General features: G+C 71.1%; 15 protein-coding genes and 2 pseudogenes. 2 read left to right on the forward strand and 15 right to left on the reverse strand.

From position 1 onward, the window contains the following. Nucleotides 1–55: 55 nt before the first annotated feature. The 4 genes from ACQ86L_RS02780 to ACQ86L_RS02795 are packed head-to-tail and all read right to left on the reverse strand — an operon-like array spanning nt 56 to nt 4,160. The gene (locus tag ACQ86L_RS02780) at nt 56–859 is read right to left on the reverse strand and encodes an ABC transporter permease (protein WP_434317597.1); all 804 of its coding nucleotides are present in this window, start codon (nt 857–859) and stop codon (nt 56–58) included. Continuing rightward, nucleotides 856–1,776 (reverse strand): ABC transporter permease, encoded by a 921-nt coding sequence (locus ACQ86L_RS02785; RefSeq protein ID WP_434317598.1) that lies wholly within the window; start codon nt 1,774–1,776, stop codon nt 856–858. Before ACQ86L_RS02785 ends, ACQ86L_RS02780 begins: the two co-directional genes overlap by 4 nt. Beyond that, complete coding sequence (locus ACQ86L_RS02790) at nt 1,777–2,976, reverse strand: ABC transporter ATP-binding protein (protein ID WP_434317599.1); 1,200 nt, start codon at nt 2,974–2,976, stop codon at nt 1,777–1,779. Next, the gene (locus ACQ86L_RS02795) at nt 2,976–4,160 is read right to left on the reverse strand and encodes an ABC transporter substrate-binding protein (RefSeq protein ID WP_434318972.1); all 1,185 of its coding nucleotides are present in this window, start codon (nt 4,158–4,160) and stop codon (nt 2,976–2,978) included. Before ACQ86L_RS02795 ends, ACQ86L_RS02790 begins: the two co-directional genes overlap by 1 nt. A gap of 400 nt (nt 4,161–4,560) precedes the next feature. Between ACQ86L_RS02795 and ald the strand changes: the two genes are divergently transcribed. Then, nucleotides 4,561–5,676, forward strand: coding sequence for an alanine dehydrogenase (gene ald, locus ACQ86L_RS02800; protein ID WP_434317600.1), 1,116 nt, complete (start codon nt 4,561–4,563; stop codon nt 5,674–5,676). Between the two features lie 31 nt (nt 5,677–5,707). Here ald and ACQ86L_RS02805 read toward each other — a convergent pair whose 3' ends face one another. The 11 genes and pseudogenes from ACQ86L_RS02805 to ACQ86L_RS02855 all read right to left on the reverse strand — a co-directional run. Beyond that, entirely contained in the window at nt 5,708–5,896 is a 189-nt protein-coding gene (locus ACQ86L_RS02805) for a hypothetical protein (RefSeq protein ID WP_434317601.1), read from the reverse strand. Next, nucleotides 5,859–6,323 (reverse strand): zinc-ribbon domain-containing protein, encoded by a 465-nt coding sequence (locus tag ACQ86L_RS02810; RefSeq protein WP_434317602.1) that lies wholly within the window; start codon nt 6,321–6,323, stop codon nt 5,859–5,861. The genes ACQ86L_RS02805 and ACQ86L_RS02810 overlap by 38 nt, the downstream gene beginning before the upstream one ends. After that, nucleotides 6,320–8,629: a DUF3488 and transglutaminase-like domain-containing protein gene (locus tag ACQ86L_RS02815; protein WP_434317603.1), complete on the reverse strand. Its 2,310-nt coding sequence runs from the start codon at nt 8,627–8,629 to the stop codon at nt 6,320–6,322. The genes ACQ86L_RS02810 and ACQ86L_RS02815 overlap by 4 nt, the downstream gene beginning before the upstream one ends. Continuing rightward, complete coding sequence (locus ACQ86L_RS02820) at nt 8,626–9,969, reverse strand: DUF58 domain-containing protein (RefSeq protein WP_434317604.1); 1,344 nt, start codon at nt 9,967–9,969, stop codon at nt 8,626–8,628. The genes ACQ86L_RS02815 and ACQ86L_RS02820 overlap by 4 nt, the downstream gene beginning before the upstream one ends. Further along, complete coding sequence (locus ACQ86L_RS02825) at nt 9,966–10,937, reverse strand: AAA family ATPase (protein ID WP_434317605.1); 972 nt, start codon at nt 10,935–10,937, stop codon at nt 9,966–9,968. Before ACQ86L_RS02825 ends, ACQ86L_RS02820 begins: the two co-directional genes overlap by 4 nt. Before the next feature lie 71 nt (nt 10,938–11,008). Continuing rightward, nucleotides 11,009–12,403, reverse strand: a complete 1,395-nt coding sequence (locus tag ACQ86L_RS02830; protein WP_434318973.1) for a fibronectin type III domain-containing protein — start codon at nt 12,401–12,403, stop codon at nt 11,009–11,011. 1,404 nt (nt 12,404–13,807) lie between these two features. Then, nucleotides 13,808–13,951, reverse strand: a pseudogene (locus ACQ86L_RS02835) (Ig-like domain-containing protein); the annotation flags it as partial. Then, the gene (locus ACQ86L_RS02840; protein WP_434317606.1) at nt 13,909–16,920 is read right to left on the reverse strand and encodes an Ig-like domain-containing protein; all 3,012 of its coding nucleotides are present in this window, start codon (nt 16,918–16,920) and stop codon (nt 13,909–13,911) included. The gene ACQ86L_RS02840 and the pseudogene ACQ86L_RS02835, both read right to left, overlap by 43 nt. Further along, a complete protein-coding gene (locus ACQ86L_RS02845; RefSeq protein WP_434317607.1) occupies nt 16,917–18,332 on the reverse strand; it encodes a serine/threonine-protein kinase in 1,416 nt (471 codons plus the stop codon). Before ACQ86L_RS02845 ends, ACQ86L_RS02840 begins: the two co-directional genes overlap by 4 nt. A 182-nt stretch (nt 18,333–18,514) precedes the next feature. After that, complete coding sequence (locus ACQ86L_RS02850) at nt 18,515–19,351, reverse strand: PP2C family protein-serine/threonine phosphatase (RefSeq protein ID WP_434317608.1); 837 nt, start codon at nt 19,349–19,351, stop codon at nt 18,515–18,517. Nucleotides 19,352–19,577: 226 nt separating this feature from the next. Then, nucleotides 19,578–20,396: pseudogene (locus tag ACQ86L_RS02855) on the reverse strand (FHA domain-containing protein); the annotation flags it as partial. Here ACQ86L_RS02855 and ACQ86L_RS02860 point away from each other — a divergent pair. Then, nucleotides 20,317–20,589 (forward strand): hypothetical protein, encoded by a 273-nt coding sequence (locus tag ACQ86L_RS02860; protein WP_434317609.1) that lies wholly within the window; start codon nt 20,317–20,319, stop codon nt 20,587–20,589. The pseudogene ACQ86L_RS02855 and the gene ACQ86L_RS02860 overlap by 80 nt on opposite strands.

Below are 20,589 nucleotides of genomic sequence, written 5' to 3' on the forward strand. Positions count from 1 at the left end.
TTGTTGTCACTTTTCGAGCTCACAAGTGACAACAACGTGCCCCTCGGCGGATGGGTTACTGGGTGCGGGCCAGGCGCTTCGCGCGGGCGGCCGCGGTGAGCTGGGAGATCAGCACGACCAGGATCGTCAGGATGAACACCGCCGACGCGATCACGTTCGCCTGGGCCGGGATGCCGCGCGACGCCGCGATGTAGATGTACATCGGGAACGTCGTCACCGCGCCGGCGTTGAAGTTCGTGATGATGAAGTCGTCGAAGCTCAGCGAGAACGACAGCAGCGCGGCCGACAGGATGCCCGGCAGCAGCAGCGGGAACGTGATCCGCCAGAACACCGCGTTCGGCGAGCCGTACAGGTCGCGGCCCGCCTCCTCCAGCGCCGGGTCGAGCGACGCGACGCGCGCCTTCACCGTCACCACCACGAAGCTGATGCAGAACATCACGTGGGCGATGATGATCGTCCCGAAGCCCTTGTTCACGCTGAGGCTCAGGAACTGCGCCGCGAGGCCCGCGCCGAGGACGACCTCCGGGCTGGCCATCGGCAGGAACAGCAGCAGGCTGGTCTGCGAGCGGAACCGGAACCGGTAGCGCATCAGGGCGATCGCGATCATGGTGCCGAGCACCGTCGCGATCACCGTCGAGACGATGCCGATGATGATCGACGCCGCGAACGCGTCGCAGATGCCGGCGGCGTCGCAGACGTTCGTCCAGTTGCGCAGGGTGAAGCCGCGCCAGGCGATGTTGTTCTTGATCGCGTCGTTGAACGAGAACACGAACGTGTAGACGATCGGGATGAGCAGGAACGCCAGCGCCAGGAAGGCGTAGACGCCGAGCCCGAGGCCCTGGAACCGGAAGCGTCTCACAGCAGGTCCTCCGTCCCGCTCCGCCGCACGTAGAACCCGACGATCACCAGGATGACGGCCATCAGGATGACCGACATCGCGGCCGCCGCCGGATAGTTCTGCAGCACCAGGAAGTTGCTCTCGATGACGTTGCCCATCATCGAGGTGTCGGCGGCGCCGAGGAAGTCCTGCGACGCGTTGATGTAGTCGCCCGCGGCCGGGATGAACGTCAGCAGCGTCCCGGAGACGATGCCGGGCATCGACAGCGGGATGGTGATCTTGCGGAACGTCATCCAGTTGCTCGCGTAGAGGTCGCGGCCGGCCTCCAGCAGCCGGGTGTCCAGCCGCTCCAGCGTCGAGTACAGCGGCAGCGTCATGAACGGGATGAAGTTGTACGTCAGACCGAAGATGACCGAGAACGGCGTGCCCGTGATGTGGGCGTCCGGCGGGAGGACGCTGATCGCCTTGAGCGAGCTCGCCACCCAGCCGTCGTCGCTGAGGATCGACTTCCACGCCAGCGTCCGCAGCAGGAAGCTGATGAAGAACGGCGCGATCACCAGCGTCATCAGCAGGTTCTGCAGCACCGGCCTGGCCCGCATCTTCACGCCGATGAAGTACGCCAGCGGGTAGCTGATCACGAGCGCCGCGGCCGTGGCGATCAGCGCGTAGCCGAACGAGCGCAGGATCTGCGGCCAGTACTCCGCGATCGCGTCGGTGTAGTTCTGCCACTGGAACGCCGCGACGTACTGGCCGATATCGCCCTCCGGCGCGGGCGCCTGGAACGAGGTGATGATGAGCGAGACCAGCGGCGTCAGGAAGAACAGCACCAGGTACAGCACGCCGGGCAGCAGCAGGACCAGCGCGATCCCGGACTTGCGCCGCGCCGCGGGCTCCTGGTCCTGGGTGGCGGGAGGCCCGGTGAAGGCGGCGATGGCCATCTACGCCTCCTCCAGCTCGGAGAGCAGCCGCTCCTTCGCCTGCGCCGCCACCGCCTGCGTGTCGGTGTCGTCGGCGAACTTCCCGTCGGCCGGCGGCTCGTCGGCCAGCACGAACGTGTGGGAGGCCTCCCACGACACCCAGACCCGGTCGCCGAAGCCCGCGGCGGGGCCGCTCGCGAGGTTCTGCGCGAAGACGATCACGGTGCCGATGCCCGGGACGTCCACGAGGTACTGCGTGCTCACGCCGCTGAACGAGACGTCGATGACCCGGCCGGGGCCGAGCCGGTTCGCGCCGGACGGGATGGTGTCCTCCCCCGCGTGCAGCGTCAGCTTCTCCGGCCGGACGCCCACGGTCACCGTCCCCGAGCTGCGTTGGGCGCGCGAGCGCGGCACCTGGATGCGGTGGCCCGCGACCTCCACGCCGAGCGTATCGCCGGCGCTGTCGAGCACGGGACCGGCGAAGAGATTCGACTGCCCGAGGAAGTTCGCCACGAACACGGTCGACGGCAGTTCGTAGAGCAGCTCGGGCGCGCCCATCTGCTCGATACGGCCCTTGTTCATCACCGCGACGGTGTCCGCCATCGTCATGGCCTCCTCCTGGTCGTGCGTGACGTGCACGAAGGTGAGGCCGACCTCGGTCTGGATGGACTTCAGCTCCAGCTGCATCTGGCGGCGGAGCTTGAGGTCCAGCGCGCCGAGCGGCTCGTCGAGCAGCAGCAGCGCCGGCCGGTTCACGACCGCGCGGGCGAGCGCGACGCGTTGCTGCTGACCGCCGGAGAGCTGGGACGGGCGCCGCGCCGCGAGGTGGTCGAGCTCGACCAGCCGGAGCGCCTCGTGCGCCTTCGCGACCGGGTCGCTGATGCGGCGGCGACGGAGGCCGAAGGCGACGTTCTCCAGGATCGTCATGTGCGGGAAGAGCGCGTAGCTCTGGAACACCGTGTTGACCGGCCGCTGGTACGGCTTGGTGCTGGTGACGTCCTTCCCGCCGATGAGGATGCGGCCCTCCGTCGGCTCCTCCAGCCCGGCGACCAGCCGCAGGGTCGTCGTCTTGCCGCAGCCGCTCGGGCCGAGCAGGGCGAAGAACGACCCGGCGGGGATCGTCAGATCGAGGCTCTCGATGGCGGTGAACCCGGGGAACCGTTTCGTGATGCCTGCCAGCTGCAGGTCGGCGCCCGACTCGGCGAAGACTCCTTTCGGCATCAGGCCCCCAGGATCACTTTCTGGAACGCCGCCTGGTACTTCTGCTCCTCCGCGGGCGAGAGCGTGCGGAAGACGTGCACCTTCGAGAGGGTCTCCTCGTCGGGGAAGATGAGCTGGTTGTCGGCCAGCTTCGGGTCGATCTTCACGGCCGCCTCCTTGGCGCCCTGCACCGGCGTGATGTAGTTCACCCACGCGGCGACCTCGGCGGCGACCTCGGGCTCGTAGTAGTAGTCGATCAGCTTCTCGGCGTTGGCCTTGCGCGTCGAGCCGATCGGGATGACGAAGTTGTCGCTCCACAGGGTGCCGCCGGCCTCCGGGATGGCGAACTGCCAGTTGTCGCCGGCCTCGGCGTTGAGCTGGGTGATGTCGCCGGACCAGCAGATCGCGGCGAGCGTGTCGCCGGACTTCAGATCGTTGAGGTACGAGTTGCCCTTGATGTTGCGGATCTGGCCGTCGTTGACCTCCTTGGTCAGCGTGTCGATGGCCTTGTTGTAGTCGGCGTCGCTGAACTGCTTGGAGATGTCGACGCCCTGCTGCAGCAGGAGCAGGCCCATGGTGTCGCGCATCTCGCTGAGCACGCCGACCTTGCCCTTGAGGTCGGGCTTCCACAGGTCGTCGATCGACTTCAGGCCGTTCGGGAGCTTCGACTTGTTCCAGCAGATGCCGGCGAAGCCGCTCTGCCACGGCAGGGACTTCGTGCGGCCGGGGTCGAAGTCGACGTTCACCAGGTTGGAGGTCAGGTTCTTCTTGTTCGGGATGGCCGACTCGTCGAAGGCCTGCACATAGCCGAGGCGGATCCAGCGCGCGATCATCCAGTCGGTGAGACAGACCGTGTCCGCGCCGATGTCCTTGCCGAGGGCGAGCTGATCCTTGACCTTGGCGTAGTACGTGTTGTTGTCGTCGACGGCGACGTCGTACTTCACCTTCATGCCGGTCTGCTTCTGGAACGCCTCCAGCGTCGGGTACTTGCCGTTGTCGTCCTGGTCGAGGTACGCCTGCCAGTTCGCCCAGGTGAGCGTCTTGTCCGTGGCCGACTGGTCCTTCGCCGCGGAGGGCTTGCCCGACGCGCCTCCGGTCGAGCAGGCGGCCAGCGCGAGCGCTGCGGCTCCGGCCGTCGCGCCGGCCAGCAGACCGCGGCGGGTGAGCTGGGACGCGCGGGCCGACTGGACCAGCCGGCGGATCATCGGGTCGTCAGGGAGAGGCCTTGTGTTCACTGCGGAGCTCCTTCGGGTCTATCTGGTGGTGCCTGGAGGGCTGTCCGCCGGAAGCACGTCCTCGTGCCGCCGCGGTGGGTCGATCCTGGCATACGACCGGTGCGATCCGCACCCTTCAGCGCGCGAATCATCCATTTGGAAACATGATCGTCACGAAATCCGTTCCGATTCGTCCGAAAGACGGAGGAAATCGCACACAGCGTTCGGTGCGCGGATGAGCGGCGAGACGAACTGACGAAATCAGCCCCGATCGGAGGCCGAATTTACGGAATCAGCACGATGGTGAACGAATTGCTATCGAAATCCTCCGTGAAGACAGCTAAGGTGAAGTCGAACCATCACGTCGAAGTGTGAGGAGCTGAGGAGCCCCATGAAGGTCGCGATCCCCCGCGAGATCAAGAACAACGAATTCCGCGTGGCGATTACGCCCGCAGGTGTGCACGACCTGGTCGGAGCCGGCCACGACGTGTACGTCGAGACCGGAGCCGGGGTCGGCTCATCCATCCCCGACGAGCTGTACGTCGGCGCGGGGGCGACGATCCTCCCCGACGCGGCCACCACCTGGGCGGCGGGCGACCTCATCCTCAAGGTGAAGGAGCCGATCGCCTCCGAGTACGGCTACTTCCGCGAGGGCCTGGTGCTCTTCACCTACCTGCACCTCGCGGCCGACGAGGCGCTCACCCGCGCCCTCGTCGACGCCCGCGTGACCGCCATCGCGTACGAGACGGTCCAGCTCCCGAACCGGTCGCTGCCGCTGCTCGCCCCGATGAGCGAGGTCGCCGGCCGGCTCGCGCCGATCGTCGGCGCCAACACCATGCTCAAGCCGAACGGCGGCCCCGGCCTGCTGATCCCCGGCGTTCCCGGAACCCACCCGGCCGTCGTCACCGTGCTCGGCGGCGGCGTCGCCGGCACCAACGCGACCTCGGTCGCGGTCGGCCTCGGCGCGGAGGTGACGGTGCTCGACACGAACATCGCGCGCCTGCGCGAGCTCGACGCCCTGTACGCGGGCCGCATCAAGACGATCGCGTCGAACAGCTTCGAGATCGACAAGGCCGTCACGGAGTCCGACCTCGTCATCGGCTCGGTGCTCGTCCCCGGTGCGAAGGCGCCCAAGCTGGTCAGCAACGAGCTCGTCTCGCGGATGAAGCCGGGCAGCGTGCTCGTGGACATCGCCGTCGACCAGGGCGGCTGCTTCGCCGACTCGCACCCGACCACGCACGCCGACCCCACCTTCACGGTGCACCAGTCGCTGTTCTACTGCGTGGCGAACATGCCGGGCGCAGTGCCGCACACCTCGACCTACGCGCTCACCAACGCGACCCTGCCGTACGCGCGGGCCATCGCCAACAACGGCTGGCAGGCCGCGCTGCGCGCCGACGCGTCGCTGGCGCTCGGCCTCAACGTGCACGACGGGCGCGTCACCAACGCCGGTGTCGCCGAGGCGCACGGGATCGTGGACGCGCCGCTCGCGGACGCACTGGTCTGATGCTGACGACGTGGGCTGGGCGGCGATCCGCTCAGCTCACGTCGAACCACTGATCGCCGATGTCGACGCGGGTCCCCCGCTCGACGCGGTAGCGGCGACCGGCCTCGCACTGCCGCGCGATTCCGCCGAGCATGCGGGCCACCGTGCCGTTGCCGGAGTAGCGGTCGCAGATCCAGAGGTCCTCACCCTCCAGGCCGAACTCCAGGTGGGTCTTGGACACGCTCCTGGCCGGGTCGGAGATGGCGACGAGCTGGTCGACGTGCTCCCCGGCTGCGTGATGGGGCGGCGCCCGACGAGGCCGCTGCCGCGCACCTCCACCGACTCCCCGTCGAGAAGCTCAGCCGGTAGACGCGCACGCGCGCGGCCGAAGGCGCGGGAGGGGCGCTGTCGAGCGACACGATGTCGATCGCCTCGGTCGGCGGCAGGCCGTCCTCGTCCAGCTCCACATCGCCGGGGAAGCGCCCGGCGACAGCGGGCTTCGAGCGCCCGACCGGCGGCTTGGCCAGCGGCGGGACGATGGAGGTGTCGGAGGGCCGGGAGTCGGCCATCTCGGGAGGCCGCACGCGCGTGGCCGTCACCGAGCTTCCGCAGTTGCCGCAGAACAGGGTCCCGTCCTTCAGCTCCGCTCCGCACACCCGACACGTCATCGCCTGCTCGTCCTCTCTCCCGTCCTCCCACGGTAACCGAGGGAGCGCAGGGAGACCGCCGCGAGCCACCGCTTCCACCGCGTGTCGCGCCGATCGAGCTGGCCGCGGAGGTCGTCCACCGCCTTCCAGACCGAGTCGGCCTCCTCGCGGCTGGGCGACAGCGGGCTGAACACCGCACGGTCGGCGACCTGGGCGAGCGCCGCCGCCCTGGTGCCGCCGATCGTGGTGGCGAACTCCAGGCGCGTCGCGGCCGGGGGCCGGTCGTAGCCGTGGTCGACGGCGGCGTCGGCGAACTCGCGCCAGCCTCCCACGATCCGCTCGGCCGCGGTCGGCGCCGACCTCCGCAGCGACCGTCGGCGCCACTTGGCCGCGATGACGGCGAGGAACGGCGCGGCGATCAGCGCGACGACGAGCAGCGTCCAGCCGATGACGGTCAGGATCGCCAACAGCGTCTCCAGCACCGGGTTGGGCGCGGGCGGGTTGGTGCTGTCGACCTGCGCGTTCGGCGGCTCCTCATTCTGCTGGGGCGTGTCGTCGATCGGAGGCTGCACGTTCGTCTGCGGACGGGAGATCTCCGTCGGCTGCTGCGGCTGCTTCGGCGGGACGGCGCGCACCGGCGGCGTCGGGTCGACCGTGACCCAGCCGCTCGTGGTCTGGACCTCGATCCAGGCCGACGCGTCCGAGCCGAGGAAGGTGACGGGTCCCCGCGCGTCGGCGGGTGCCACGAAGCCCATCACCACGCGGGCCGGGAAGCCGAGCTGCCGGGCCATCAGGGCGGCTGTGACGGCGTACTGCTCCTGGTCCCCCAGCATCGGCACATCGGTCAGGAGCTCGGTGATCCGGTCGGCGCCGTGACCGGAGCGGCTGGCCGGCTCCTTCGGGCCGACGCCGTGGGAGAGGTAGCCGTCGGTCTGCAGCCCCTTCAGCGCGGCGGCGAGCTTGGGACCTGCGCCGGTGACGCCGGCGGTGTACTTCTGCAGTGTCGACTGCAGCTCGTCGGGGACGACCGTGGGGCGCGGCACCGAGTCCGACCCCGGATCCACCTTGGCGAGCTGCGCCGCGCTGAGCTTCGGCGGCGTGACCGAGTCGGCGACGTACGTGTCGCCGTCGTGCAGGGAGGCCATGACGGCGCCGGTGCCCGTCACGTCGTTGTAGAAGTACGCGCCGGACAGGTTCGTCGCGTGCGGGCCGTAGAACTGGATCTGCTCCAACTGGCCGGAGCCGGGCACCCACGGGCCGCGGTAGCCGCGCACGGTCACCGTGAGCTGCGTCGGGTCGCCCTTCGTGCCGCTCTGGTCGAGCCGGTAGGGCAGCCGCACGAACGACCCGGAGGCGCTGGAGACCGCGTCGGTGCCGACCGAGTAGGTGACGCCGTCGTACGTGTCCAGCGTCGCGATCCTGACGCGCCCGTCCGCGGGCAGGCCGGACACGCTCAGCATGGGCTCGGAGGCCGCGGACGGCTCGAAGTACGACCGGAAGCCGGTCAGCGGGCTCGGATAGGCGCGCGGGTCGAAGGGCTGCTCGACCGCGGTCCGCACCACCTGCCGGTCGTTGGCCGGGGGCACGAGAGCCGTGGCTCCGATGCCGACCGCCGCGGCGACCGCGAGCATCACGGCCGCGCCCGTCGCCGTCAGCACCGCGGTCGAGCCGCGCTCGCGCCGGGTCTCGACGGTGAGACCGCTCTGCTCGCGCAGCGTGCGCACCGCCGCCGTCCTCCTCCGCAGCCGCAGCCGGATGTTCCACACCAGCAGGAGCGCGAACAGGGTGAGCACCTGCCAGAGCGGCGCCGCCGTCACCGCCGAGCCGAACGCGATCCCGGCGATCAGCACCAGGACCGGCGGGATGCCGGCGAGCTCGGGGAACCGCGACCGCAGGGCGATGGTGGTCGTGATCGCCGACGCCAGCAGCACGAGGATGAACGCGGGCACCAGCAGCGCCTCGTACGATCCGACGGGCACCGAGATGGTGACGAGCTGCTTCCAGGAGAGCCAGGTCCCCTGCACCAGGTCGAGGAAGCCGGCCCCGGTCGGGAGCAGGCCGCCGGCGGCCGCCAGGCTCGGAACGGCGAGCTGGACCCCGGTCGCCAGATAGGCGAGGACGATGGCGCCGGCCACGACGATGCTGGGCCAGCGGAAGGTCGCGCCGAGCACGCCGATCGCGCCGCCGAGCGCCAGCGTCACCACCAGCATCGTGAGGAAGGCGCCTGACTGGTACACCGGCCAGAACGACCACGCCGCGAGCGCCACCGCCGCCAGCGCGAACGCGGTGTCGAGCGCGGCAGAACGCCAGGGCAGCCGGCCGATCATGTCGCGAGCCGTTTCGCGAGGCTGCGCTGGAGGTCCTCCAGGTAGCCGATGGTCAGCACGCTGAGGTCGGCGACGCGGCGCAGGCTCGGCACCGCCCCCTCGTCGCAGACGATCGCGACCACGTCGACGCCGAGCGGGAAGTGCGCCGCCGCGGAGCGCAGCTGCGTGGCCGTCACCGTCGAGCCGCAGAGCAGGAACGCGATGGAGATGCCCGCGGCGTCCTCGCTGGCCACCTGGGCGAGCTCGGGCAGCCGCAGGGCGGACTCCGCCGTCTCCACCCCGGCCAGGTCGTCGAGCAGCCGGCCGCGGCCGACGGTGCTCAGCCGCCTGGCGCTGAACAGCACGCGCTTGGCGAAGTCGGGCGTCTCGGCGCTCGCGACCACGGAGACGGTGCGGGAGTCGAGCATGGCGCGCACACCGAGCGAGCCGGTGGCGCTGACGGCCAGCTCGAACTCCTCCTCGGTGGCGTAGTCGGCCTCCGACAGGCTGAGCGCGACGAGGAGGTGGCTGCGGCGGGTCTCCTCGAACTGCCGCACCATGTAGCTGCCGGTCTTGGCGGTGCTCTTCCAGTGGATGTTGCGCCGCTCGTCGCCCGGCATGTACTCGCGCAGCGCGTGGAAGGCGACGTCGGACTGGGTCAGGTCGCGGGTCGGGGCGCCCTCCAGGTCGCGGACGAAGCCCGTGCTCATGCTGGGGATGGCGATGGTGCGCGGGTGCACGAACAGGTCGAGCGACTCGGCCCACACCATCTCGCGGCGCAGCAGTCCGATCGGGTCGGCGCGCACGGTGCGGACCGGGCCGATCGGCACGATCCCGCGCCTGCTCGTCGGCACCACGAAGACGTCGGAGTGCTCCTCGCCGCTCGCGAGGGCCGGCGCGGCGAACTCGGCGAGGCCCGCGCCGACCGGGACCTCCACCCGCACGCCCGGGAGCCGGCGCCGCACCGGGTTGCGGACCGTGACCTCCCCCGGCGCCCGGTCGCCGACGACCACGCGGTTGGTCGGGAGGGCCAGCCCGACGTCGTACGCGATCCTGCCCACCAGGTAGAGCGACGCGATCAGCAGCAGCGTGACGGCCATCCAGCCCGCGACGACGGCCTCCGTCCAGCCCAGGACGTAGCCGGCCACGAGCGCGAGCACGGTCACGACGAACATCGACCAGCCAAGCGGGGTGATCACCGCGCCGAGCGCGCGCGCGGCCGACGCCACGGCCCGGCCGACGACGGAGCCGGTGCGCACCACCCAGACGATGGCGTCCGCGAGGACGCCGTCGCGCTCGCCGACGATCCGGGCCCGCGCGTTGGTGAGCTCGACCTGGGTGCGGGTGACGGTGCTGGTCACACGGCGGCCCGATCGCTGGGCGGCGGCACCTCGATGAGGAGCTGGCCGACGATGCTGGAGGCGGTGACGCCCTCGAACTCGGCTTCGGGGTCGAGCACCAGGCGGTGCGCGAGCACCGGCTCGGCCAAGGCCTTCACGTCGTCCGGGGTCACGTAGTAGCGGCCGGACGCCGCCGCGAGCGTCTTGGCGGCGCGGACGAGCGCGAGCGCGCCGCGGACGCTGACGCCGAGCCGGATCTCGTCGGCCGAGCGGCTGGCGTCGACCAGCCGGGACACGTAGTCGTTGATGGTCGGGTCCACGTGCACGCTGCGCGCTAGGTCCGCCATCTCCGTGACCGTCTCGGCCGAGATGATCTCGGGGACGACGATGTCGTGCGCGCGACGCTCGGCGCCCTCCAGGATGCGGAGGGTGGCCTCGTGGTCCGGGTAGCCGATCGACGCCTTCATGAGGAAGCGGTCGAGCTGGGCCTCCGGGAGCCGGTAGGTGCCGGCCTGCTCGATCGGGTTCTGCGTCGCGATCACCATGAACGGCTCGCCGACCGGATGGCGCACGCCGTCGACGGTGACCTGCTGCTCCTCCATGACCTCCAGCAGCGCCGACTGGGTCTTCGGCGACGCGCGGTTGATCTCGTCGGCCAGCACGATGTTGGCGAAGACCGGACCGCGGTGGAACTCGAACGCGCCGGTGCGCTGGTCGTAGATGTTCACGCCGGTGATGTCGCCGGGCAGCAGGTCGGGGGTGAACTGGACGCGGTTGGTCGTGCCGCGGACGCTCTCGGCCATCGCGCGGGCGAGCGAGGTCTTGCCGGTGCCGGGATAGTCCTCCAGCAGCAGGTGGCCCTCGCTCAGCAGCGCGACCAGGGCGAGGCGGATGACGTGCGACTTGCCGAGGAGCACGCGATCGATGTTCTGGACGAGCCGGTCGAACACGCCCGAGAACCAGCCGGCCTGCTCGGGGGTCATCGTCATGCTGTCGCCTCTCGTGGGTGTGAGCAGCGCCGCGCCTGCGCGCGGGCCGTCCTCAGTATGCCGGTCGTCGCTCATTGCATGCCTGAGGCTGGATAGGGGGTGCTGTACGTGTCGCCGTTGGCGTACACCTTCACGGTGAGGGTCGGCTGGCCGCCGCCCTGCGGTGCGACGCAGACGGCGGTCTGCCCGACCGGCGGCATGTCGACCTCGACGCCCGGCACGCAGCTGTAGGTGACCCGCGTGTAGCCCGGACCGGTGGGCCAGCTCGTCCAGCTGAACGTGTTGGTGGGATTGTCGAACCGCGCGCCGCCGATCGCGGTGCTGACCGCGACGCCCAGCGCCTTGGTGAAGTTCTGCTGGGTGCACAGCTGCGTGCCGTCGGGGTAGGTCTCGCAGATCTGGGTGATGCTCAGCGTGAGCGGCACCCCGTAGTGCTGCTGGCTGAGCGCGCCCGCGACGGTGCCGCTCGTGCCGGAGAGCTGCCCGCTGTCGACCACTGCGCCGCCGCTGAGGAGCTGGTAGCTGATCACCGGGCTGGAGCCGCTGCCGGTCTGGTAGTCGACCGAGGCCTGGTAGTCCCACGTGGTCGACGTGCTCGGCGTCGGGCCGGTGACGGTCACGTCCCGCACCGACCCGGGTTGCTGGTGCGTCGTCGCCGGGACGACCGCGCTCGGCGTGCAGCCTTGGCCGTTGTAGGCGTAGACGACGAAGTTGTAGGTCTGGTTGGGCTGGAGCCCGGTGAAGGTGGCGCTGCCGCCCTGCGTGTGGATGAACGACGCCGACGTCGGGTCGACGTGCAGCACCGGGTTGCCGGTGTCCACGCCCGTGACGCTGCAGCCGGGCTGCGCTGTGCCCTGGAACACCGCGGCGTAATAGTCGGTGATCGTCTTGCCGTTGGCGCCGAAGACGCTCGGCCACGAAAGCGTGGCGCTCGACCCGTCTGTGTTGTTCGGCACCGCGGTGGGGGCCGTGCCGGTCAGGACAGGCGCGCCGGCGGGCACACCGCTCCCCGCGGTCTGGTTCCAGGTCGTCCTGTTCTGGTAGAAGGCGTTGCGGCTCGCCACCGTGAACCCGATCGCCGCGCCGTTCGCGATCCCCGGGTCCGTGACGTTCAGCGCGTAGCTGCCGTTGTCGGCCGGCCCGACCTGGACGGCGTTGGTGATGCCGCCCACGGTGACGAGGTAGGAGGTGATCGGGCTGGCGCCGGGAGCGTCGGCCGGGCGGTTCCAGGTGATCCGGAGCCCGTTGTTCAGCGGGGTCGAGCCGACGTTGGCCGGCGCGTTCGGGATGACGTCGGACCAGACCGGCTCGACGTAGTTCGTCGGGTCGGACAGTCCGAGCGCGTTGCGGGCCTGCACGGCGAGCACGACCGCGTTCTGGGGACCGTTGCCCGGGGTGGTGATCGCGCACACCGTGGTCGTGCACTGCGTGGTGCCGAGGACGGCCCCGGTCGCCGCGCTCGTCATGGTGACCTGGAAGCCGGTGATCGGCGAGTTGTTGAACGCGCCGGGCGTCCAGCTGAGCGTCAGGCTGCGGTCGCCGATCGCCCCGACCTGCACGTTGGAGACCGGCGCCGGGCGGTCCTGGACCGAGACGGTGACCGTCCCCCAGGTGTAGCGGTCCGGGTCGTTCGTCGCGTCGGCGACCTCGTACTGCAGGGTGGTGTCCTGCGGAGCGGCCGTGCTCGACACGGTGACCTGCAGCACCGCGTTGTCCGCGCTCGGGGTGATGGAGACGCCGTCCGGGAGCGCCCCGCCCAGCCCGCGCACCGCGAGCACGCGCAGCGGCTTGCCAGGAAACGGATTCGTGGCGGCGTCGTTCGCCAGCACGTCCACCGTCGTCGTCTGCCCGCGCGGGGCGATCACGCGGTCCGGCTGCGGACTGGCCAGCGGGCGCGTCGACGGCACGATGTTGAGGTCGATCCGGCCGGCCTGACCGGCGTTGACGGCGTCCTTGACCCCGATCGAGATCGACGGCGTGCTGCCCTTCTGGACTTCGGCGCCCACCGAGATGGTCAGCTTCTGGCCCGACAGCGACAGCGACACGCCGTCCGGCCGCGGGTTCTGGATCGAGTACTGGAGCTCGCTCTGGTCCTTCGCGTACGGGTAGCTGGTCAGCTTGGTCAGGTCGACCGTCTTGGACTGGCCCGGCTCGAAGTCGATGAGCGCGCCCGTGAACACCGGCGGCTGGTTCTCGCGGGGCGTCACGTCGATCGGCAGCACGATGGTCGCCACGTTGCCGTTCGGGTCCGTCGCGCTGTTGCCGTCGGTGACCTGGAACGAGATGCTCGCGGGGCCGAAGTACCGGGTGGTCGAGGTGTACTGGAGCGTGTCGGAGTTGACCACGAGGTCGTCGCCGTTGGCGTGCGTCGCCCGCACGGTCGCGGCGTCGGTCAGCTTCACCTTCCTGCCGCCGATGGCCACGATGTAGTCGTTCAGGTGGATGGTGAGCGTCTTCTCGCTGACCACCGTGAGCTTCGGCGCTCCGCGCTTGAGCTGCGGCAGGGCGTCGTCGTAGCCGGGGACGCGCACGAAGCCGTACCCGGCGACGGACTCGTCCTCCGGATTGGCGACCTTGAACGGGATGATCTGGCTCTTGGCGGCGATCGTCACGTGCAGGCGCTTGCCTGCGGTGACCGTCGCCGTGCCTCCGTAACCGGACACGACCGAGAGCTTCAGCGTCGACACCGGCCCGTCGGCGAAGAACACGTTGGAGAGCACGTTCACGTCCACCGTGTCCCGGCCGAGGATGTCGGAGAGCCCGAGCACGGTGTCGGTCACCACCGGCCGCGCGGGCGGCGCGTTCTTGTCGACGGTGACGCGGAGGAACGCCTGGCTGGTGCCGCCCTGCTCGTTCTGGATCGTGTACAGGAACCCGTAGGCGCCCTCCTGCTGCGGCGCGGTCACCACCACGATGTCGCCCTGGATCTTCGCCTTCGCCTTCCCGTCGAGCGAGGTGACGGCCGTCACGCTCAGCGGGCTGCCGTCCGGGTCGGAGTCGTTGGCCAGCACCTGGACGTTGAGCGTCTTGCCCGGCCGCGTGGTGACGTCGTCCTCGACCGCGACCGGGTTGCGGGGCCCCCGGCGCGGGGCGCGATGCCGATCCGCACCGTCCCGGTCGCGCGCGCGCCGAGCGCGTCGACGACCGCGTAGGTGAACGTGTCGGTGCCGGCGGCGTAGGCACCGGCCTGGAAGTCCATCCAGTCCGGCCCCGAGGCGACCACGGCGCCCTTCTGCGGGTTGGTCTCCTGACCGATGAACTGCACCGAGTCGCCGTCCGGGTCGATTCCGGAGAGCGGGATCGTGACCCGCACGGTGTCGCCGGCCAGCACCCGCGCGGTGACGGTCTTCGGCACCGGCGGGTTGTTGGTCGCGAGGTCGCGCTCGCGCACCGCGATGTTCACCTCCGCCGTGGCCCACTGCCCGTCCGCGCCGTACACCCGGTAGGCGGCGACGTAGTTGCCCGGCTTGGAGGGCGCGAGGTACCGCAGGTGGTCCCCGCTCGTGAACAGCAGGCCGGCGCCGGCCGGCAGCGGCGTGGCGAGGGTCGGGTCGAGCGTCAGCTTGTCGCCGTCGGGCTGGACGTCGTTGGCGAGCACCGGGACGTCGACGGTGTCGTTCACCCGCACCGCCACGGAGTCCGGGACGGCGATCGGCGGCTGGTGCACGGTCAGCGCAGGGAGCTGGACGACGGTGACCGTCCCCTCCGTGTCGGCCAGGCCGTTGCTCAGCCGGTAGTGGAAGTCGACAGGAGCGGCGAGCGGGCGGGTCAGCGAGACGCGGAGGGTGCGCTGCTGCAGGATCTGGACCTTGACGCCGGTCGACGGCGCGGGGTCGGTCACCCCGGTGACCAGCAGCACGCCGCCGGAGGGGTCGATGTCGGTCGACAGCACGTCCACATCCTGCGTCGACTGCTCGCGGATGAAAGCGGTGTGCGGCACGGCGATCGGCGTCGTGTTCGCGCCGGGCGGCGCCTTCACCTCGATGCGGACCACTCCGGTCGCCGTGATCACGCCGTCCGTCACCGAGTACTCGATGTTGTGGGTGCCGGCCTGCTCGGACGAGAACCGGAAGGTGCCGCCCTGGTAGTCGGGCGTGATCGTCGCGTCCGCCTTGGAGGGCACCGTGCTCAGCCGGACGACGCCGTTGCCGCCGCGGACGTGGTCGAGCGGGCGGACGGTCGTCTCCTGGCCCTGGTACGCCACGACGGCGAACGGGTCGGCGATGATCGGCACCTGCCCGGGCGACTGCACGGTGACGGCGAGCTGTCCCGTCCCCTCCGCGCGGCCGTCGGAGAGCGTGAGCGCGACGTCCTTGAGCGCGCCGCCCTGGCCGTGGTCGGAGTAGGCGGCCTGGCCCTGCGGCGTGAAGGTCACCGTGTCCGGCGCCGGCACGGACGCGCCGGCGAGGAAGAACGGGTCGCCGTCGGGGTCGTAGCACTCGTTGAGCGTCGACGTGGTGACCCGGCCGCCGGCCTGCACGACGGCCTTCGCCGGCCGGACGCAGACCGGGGGCGAGTTCTCCTCCGGTGTCCGGACGGTCACCGTCACGTGCGCGGTCGCCGTCCCGCCGCGGCCGTCCGAGATCGTGTAGTCGAAGCCGATCGACCCGCTCGCCGTCGCCGGGAGGGTGATCTGCAGCAGCTGGTCGGCGTTGGTCAGCTCGATCGTGCCCTGGCTCGCCGGGATGGCGGTGAACGAGTCGATCGTGAGCACGTCGCCGTTCGGGTCGTAGTCGTTGAGCAGCACAGGCAGCGGGGTCACCCGGCCCGGCCGCGCGCCGAACTGGTCGTTCACCGCGACCGGCGGCTGCTCCTGCTTGGCGTACTGCGGCGTGGTGTCCTGCTTGGACTGGTCCACCAGTTCCTGCGTCGTCTTCTTGGCGACCAGCTCGTCCCAGTTGTCGATGCGCGTGTTCCCGCTCTGCACGGCCCAAGAGACGCCGGACCTGGCGTCGTTGAGGACCACCCGGTCGCGGTTCACCCGGAACGCCAGCACGGCGCCGGAGGGCACCTGGCTCAGCGTGCTGCGCGTGCCCGCGGACGGCGTCGAGCAGGTGTGCCACGCCGCGCCCGAGTTCCAGGCCGTGTACGCGCAGCCTCCCACGACCACCGGCGCGGCCGGCGCTCCGGACACCGTGCCGAGCACGCGCTTCGGCGCCGTCCCGTCGAGCGGGACGCGGATCAGGCCGCCGGCGGTCGCGATCCAGACCGCGGTGCCGTCCGACGACGGCGCCTGGATGATCGGATCGGAGTCCTCGCCGAGCGCCGCCGCGAGGTCGATCGTGCGGCCGGACACCCAGAGCGTCTTCTCGTCGGGGTCGAACAGCACCCACTGGCCGCCGGCCGAGGTGAGCTGGACGTGCGCGCCCGCTCCCCGCGACGGCACCTTCTCCGAGGAGGTGGCGGGCTGCTGGCCGCCGAGGTCGACGCGCACCAGGTTGCGCGTTCCCGGCTGGTACGCGAAGAGCACGCCGGAGGGATCCATCGCGCCGACCGCGCGGCCGCCCAGGTCCATCGTCGGCGCCGATCCGGAGTTGAACTGCTCCAGCTGCGACACCGAGGTCAGCCAGAGCTGCCCGGTGGTCTGCGAGAGCATCGCGACGTGGTCTCCCGCGACGGCGACCTGCGGCGACCGCGGCGGCAGCGCCACCGACTTGCCCGCCTGCGCGGTCGCCGGGTCGACCACGGCCGCGGTGTTGGCCTCCTTGTCGAGGAGCAGCACGTTCTGGCCGTCCTGGACGACGTCGAGCGCCTCGCCGGTTCCCGGCACGATCGAGTTGAGCGAGTCGATCTGCGTGTTCGCCCGGCCGAGGGCCTTCTTGGCGTCGCTGGCAACCCACACCGCCGCGTCGTTGAGCTGCAGGTGCTGGGCGCTGTAGCCTCCCGACACCACCGCGAGCGTCGCGACGACCGCCGCGACCACGGTCCCGCTCAGGGCGGTGGCCGCGATCGACTTGTGGGCGAGGAGCCAGGCGCGGATCATGGCGAGTCGGTCCTCTGGACGCACTTCTGGCCGCTCGGCGATCCGGTCTTGCCGTCGCGGTTCACCGTGACGGTGACGCACACCGTCTGGCCGGGCTTCGCGTCCACGCGGAATTCGGTCGCCCGCTGACTGCTCGGCGGCTGGTCGTCGACGGTCACCTGATAGCTGTCACTGCTCTCCAGTCCCGGATCGCTCCACGTGAAGACGATGGTGCCCTGGCTGACCCGGCCGCTCAGGTCGCGCACGGTCGGGATGTCGCCGGAGGAGTTCGCCCGCACCAGCACGACCGTCGCCGTGACGGCGAGCACCACGACGAGGACCGCGCAGGCGACCAGCGCGCCGATGAGTGCGCGCGAGAGGCGGGCGGGCGGCGCGGGCGGGGCCGACGGTGAGCTGCCGGCGCTCTCCCGGACGATCGTGGGCGCCCGGGTCGCCCCGACCGCGACGGGCGCGGCACGGCGACGGCGCCGCCTGGCCGCGCCGGGGTCGACGGCGAGGACGCCCTTGACGCGCGTGCGCTCCTCCGGGTCGTCGGCGGTGGCCAGCGCCCAGTCGTCCATCGCGACCTCGATCGGCGTCTGCGGGAGCCCGAGCTCCGCCTCCACGGACTGCAGCTCGCGGATCAGCTCCAGGGCGCTGCGCTGCCGCGCGGACGGCTTGCGCGCCATCGAGCGCATCAGGATCTGCTCCAGCCGCGGCGGAACGTCCGGGCGGCCGATCGGCTGCGGGCGGCCCTTCGTGATCCGCTGGATCAGCTCGGCAGAGGTGTTCTCCTTGCCCGGCTGCTCGAACGGCGAGCGGCCGGCCAGCAGCGAGTAGATCGTCGCGCCGAGGGACCACACCTCGCTGGCGACGGCGCCGCTGGTCTCGTCGAGGAGCACCTCGGGGGCCGACCAGGGGATGGAGAGGCCGATCGCCTCCGTCACGTCGGCTTCGCTGAGCGTCGCCGCGATGCCGAAGTCGCTGAGCACCGGGTGGCCGTAGGCGGTGGTGAGGATGTTGGAGGGCTTGATGTCGCGGTGCAGCACCCCCGCGCGGTGCGCCGTCTCGACCGCGCTCGCGATCCGGACGCCGATGCTCAGCACCTCCGGCACCGGCAGCGGGTCGGAGCGGTAGCGCTGGCCGATGGCGGACGAGCACAGCTCCATCACCAGGTAGGGCCGGCCGTCGGCGGAGACGCTCGCCTGATACACCGTGAGGATGGAGGGGTGCGTGCTGAGCTGGGCCATCAGGTTGGCCTCGGCCTGGAACATCTGCTTGACCTGGCTGGTGACGACCTCGGCGAGCATCACTTTGACCGCGACCTGACGGCGCGGCATGTTCTGCTCGTAGAGGAACACGTCGGCGAAGCCGCCCGAACCGAGCACCCTGACGTACGAGAAGCCAGGGAGGTTCGGCGGCTGTGAAGGCAAGCGCCGAGCCAAGCAGCTCCTCCCGTCATCGGCCGTTCGCGTTCGCGAGGGCGAAGGCGTTCATCAATTGTAGGCAGCCGCCGCAGCGCCTCAGGGGGTCGGACCCGCTCTGGGGGCATCTCCATTACCCCCAACTCGGGGGCCAAATCGACCTTCGGCGACCCCCGTGGAGGGGCCGTCCGTCAGTGCCGGCGGGCCGCCCTGCGCGGGAAACCCTCGCGGTGCGAACCGCTCTCGGGGGTGGCCAGCACGTCGACCACGACCACGGTCACGTTGTCGCGCCCGCCGTTGCCGAGCGCGGCGTCCATGAGCTGCTGTGCGGCGTCCAGCGGGGAGGCGCCCTCGCCGAGGTAGTAGCGGATGCCGTGCTCGGTGAGCTCCTTGGTGAGGCCGTCCGAGCAGACCAGCAGGCGGGAGCCGGCGACGATCGGGAACAGGAAGTAGTCGGGCACCGGGTCCTCGTTGAACCCGACCGCGCGCGTGATCACGTTGCTGTGCGGGTGGACCTCCGCCTCCGCCGGCGTGATCGCCCCGGCGTCGAGCAGCTCCTGCACGATCGAGTGGTCGACCGTGAGCTGCTCCAGCGTGCCGTCGCGGAAGCTGTAGACGCGCGAGTCGCCGATGTTGAAGACGAGCCAGTACGGCGACCCGTCCGACAGCGTGAGCGCGATGCCCGTCACGGTGGTGCCCGTACCGAGGTCCGTCTGCCCGACGCCGCGGCCCATGTCGTCCACCGCGTCGCGCAGCGCCTCGGTCAGCGAGGCCTCCGTGACGAAGTCGACCCTGACCTTCTCGGCAAGCCGGGTGACGACGGCGGTGCTGGCGAAGTCGCCCGCGGTGTGGCCGCCCATGCCGTCGGCGACCGCGAAGATCGGCGAGCGCGCCAGGAGGCTGTCCTCGTTGACGCTGCGCCGGTAGCCGGTGTCCGACAGCGCCGCCCAGGACAGGCTGATGCGTGCGTCTGCGCCGCCCGGCACGACCACGGTGTGGCGCCGGTTGGTGCGACCGATCTGGGTCACTCGCGTCCTTCTTCTCGACGGTCCGCTTCCGGCAGCGGCCGCGGGGTCCCCGTGGTGCCGCCGGCCGGGACGGCGGTGATCTCGATGATATTACCGTCGCCGATCTCCACAACCGTTCCGGGGAGGACGACCGTGGACTCCCCGGACGCAGTCGCTCGTCCGCGCCGCCGGGCCGGTGGACGCGGGTGCCGTTGGTCGACCGCAGGTCGGTGACGACCACGGCGTCCCCCGACTGCTCGATGCGCACGTGCGTGGAGGACACCTCCTGCTCGGGCGACTGCACCGCGACGAGGCGCGGCGCGACGCCCGACTCGACCCGCGGGAGCGTCGGCTTGCGGCCGATCAGGATCGGCACGTCCAGCTCCAGGATGTCCCCCGGGACGACCCGCACGGCGAACCGCTGCGGCGGCGGCACGACCTCCGCGCCGCCGGCCGGGGTCGGGATCGCACCGGGAACCGGCGGCCGGCCGATTCCGGGCGTGTCGCGCAGGTCCGGCCGCTCGGTCGCGGCGCCCGGCTCCTCGATGTCGATCGCGCCGGGCAGCTCGTGCGCGACGGGGACGGGCTGCGCGACGGGCGCAGCCTCCGGCGACTCGGCGAGCCCGGCCGTCGCAGGGACGTCCGGCTCGTCAGCGTGCGAGAACAGGCTGGAGCTGCGGTTGCGCGAGCGGATGATCGTCTCGTCCAGCTCGGACTCCGGCACCCCCGCGACGGCGTCCTCGGCCGGCTGCGGCCTCCGGTCGGCGGTGCGCTCGACGCGCTCCAGCGGCGTGCTCGACCAGGTGAGCAGCTCGCCGTCCACGACGCCGAGCCCGATTGGCAGGGAGCCGATCGAGAGCCGCGCGACCGACCCCGTGGGGAGGTCGTCGCCCCCGATCGCGAGCCCGGTGACGTTGCGGAACTCCGCGAGCACCCAGGGCTGGACGCCGCCCGACCCGAACCGCCGTGCGCCGCCGACCGAGTAGATGTCGAGCGCAGCCGACCCGCGGACCACGGCCGTGACGACGATCTCGCCGGAGGCGTTCGGCTCGCCGAGCTCGGCCACCGCGAACGAGCGGACGCTGTCCGGCCCGGCGAGCGGGAACGCGCCGACGACCGACTCGATGGTGGCGAGGTCGGAGTCGGCCAGCCACCACACCGCGTCCACGATGCTGTCCGCCGCCGTGCTCTCCACGCAGGCGACGAACCGCCGTCCGGCGATCAGCAGCCAGCGCGACGGGCCGGCGGTCGGGGCGTAG

The organism is Leifsonia sp. P73 (assembly GCF_051059105.1).
Classification (GTDB): domain Bacteria; phylum Actinomycetota; class Actinomycetes; order Actinomycetales; family Microbacteriaceae; genus Leifsonia.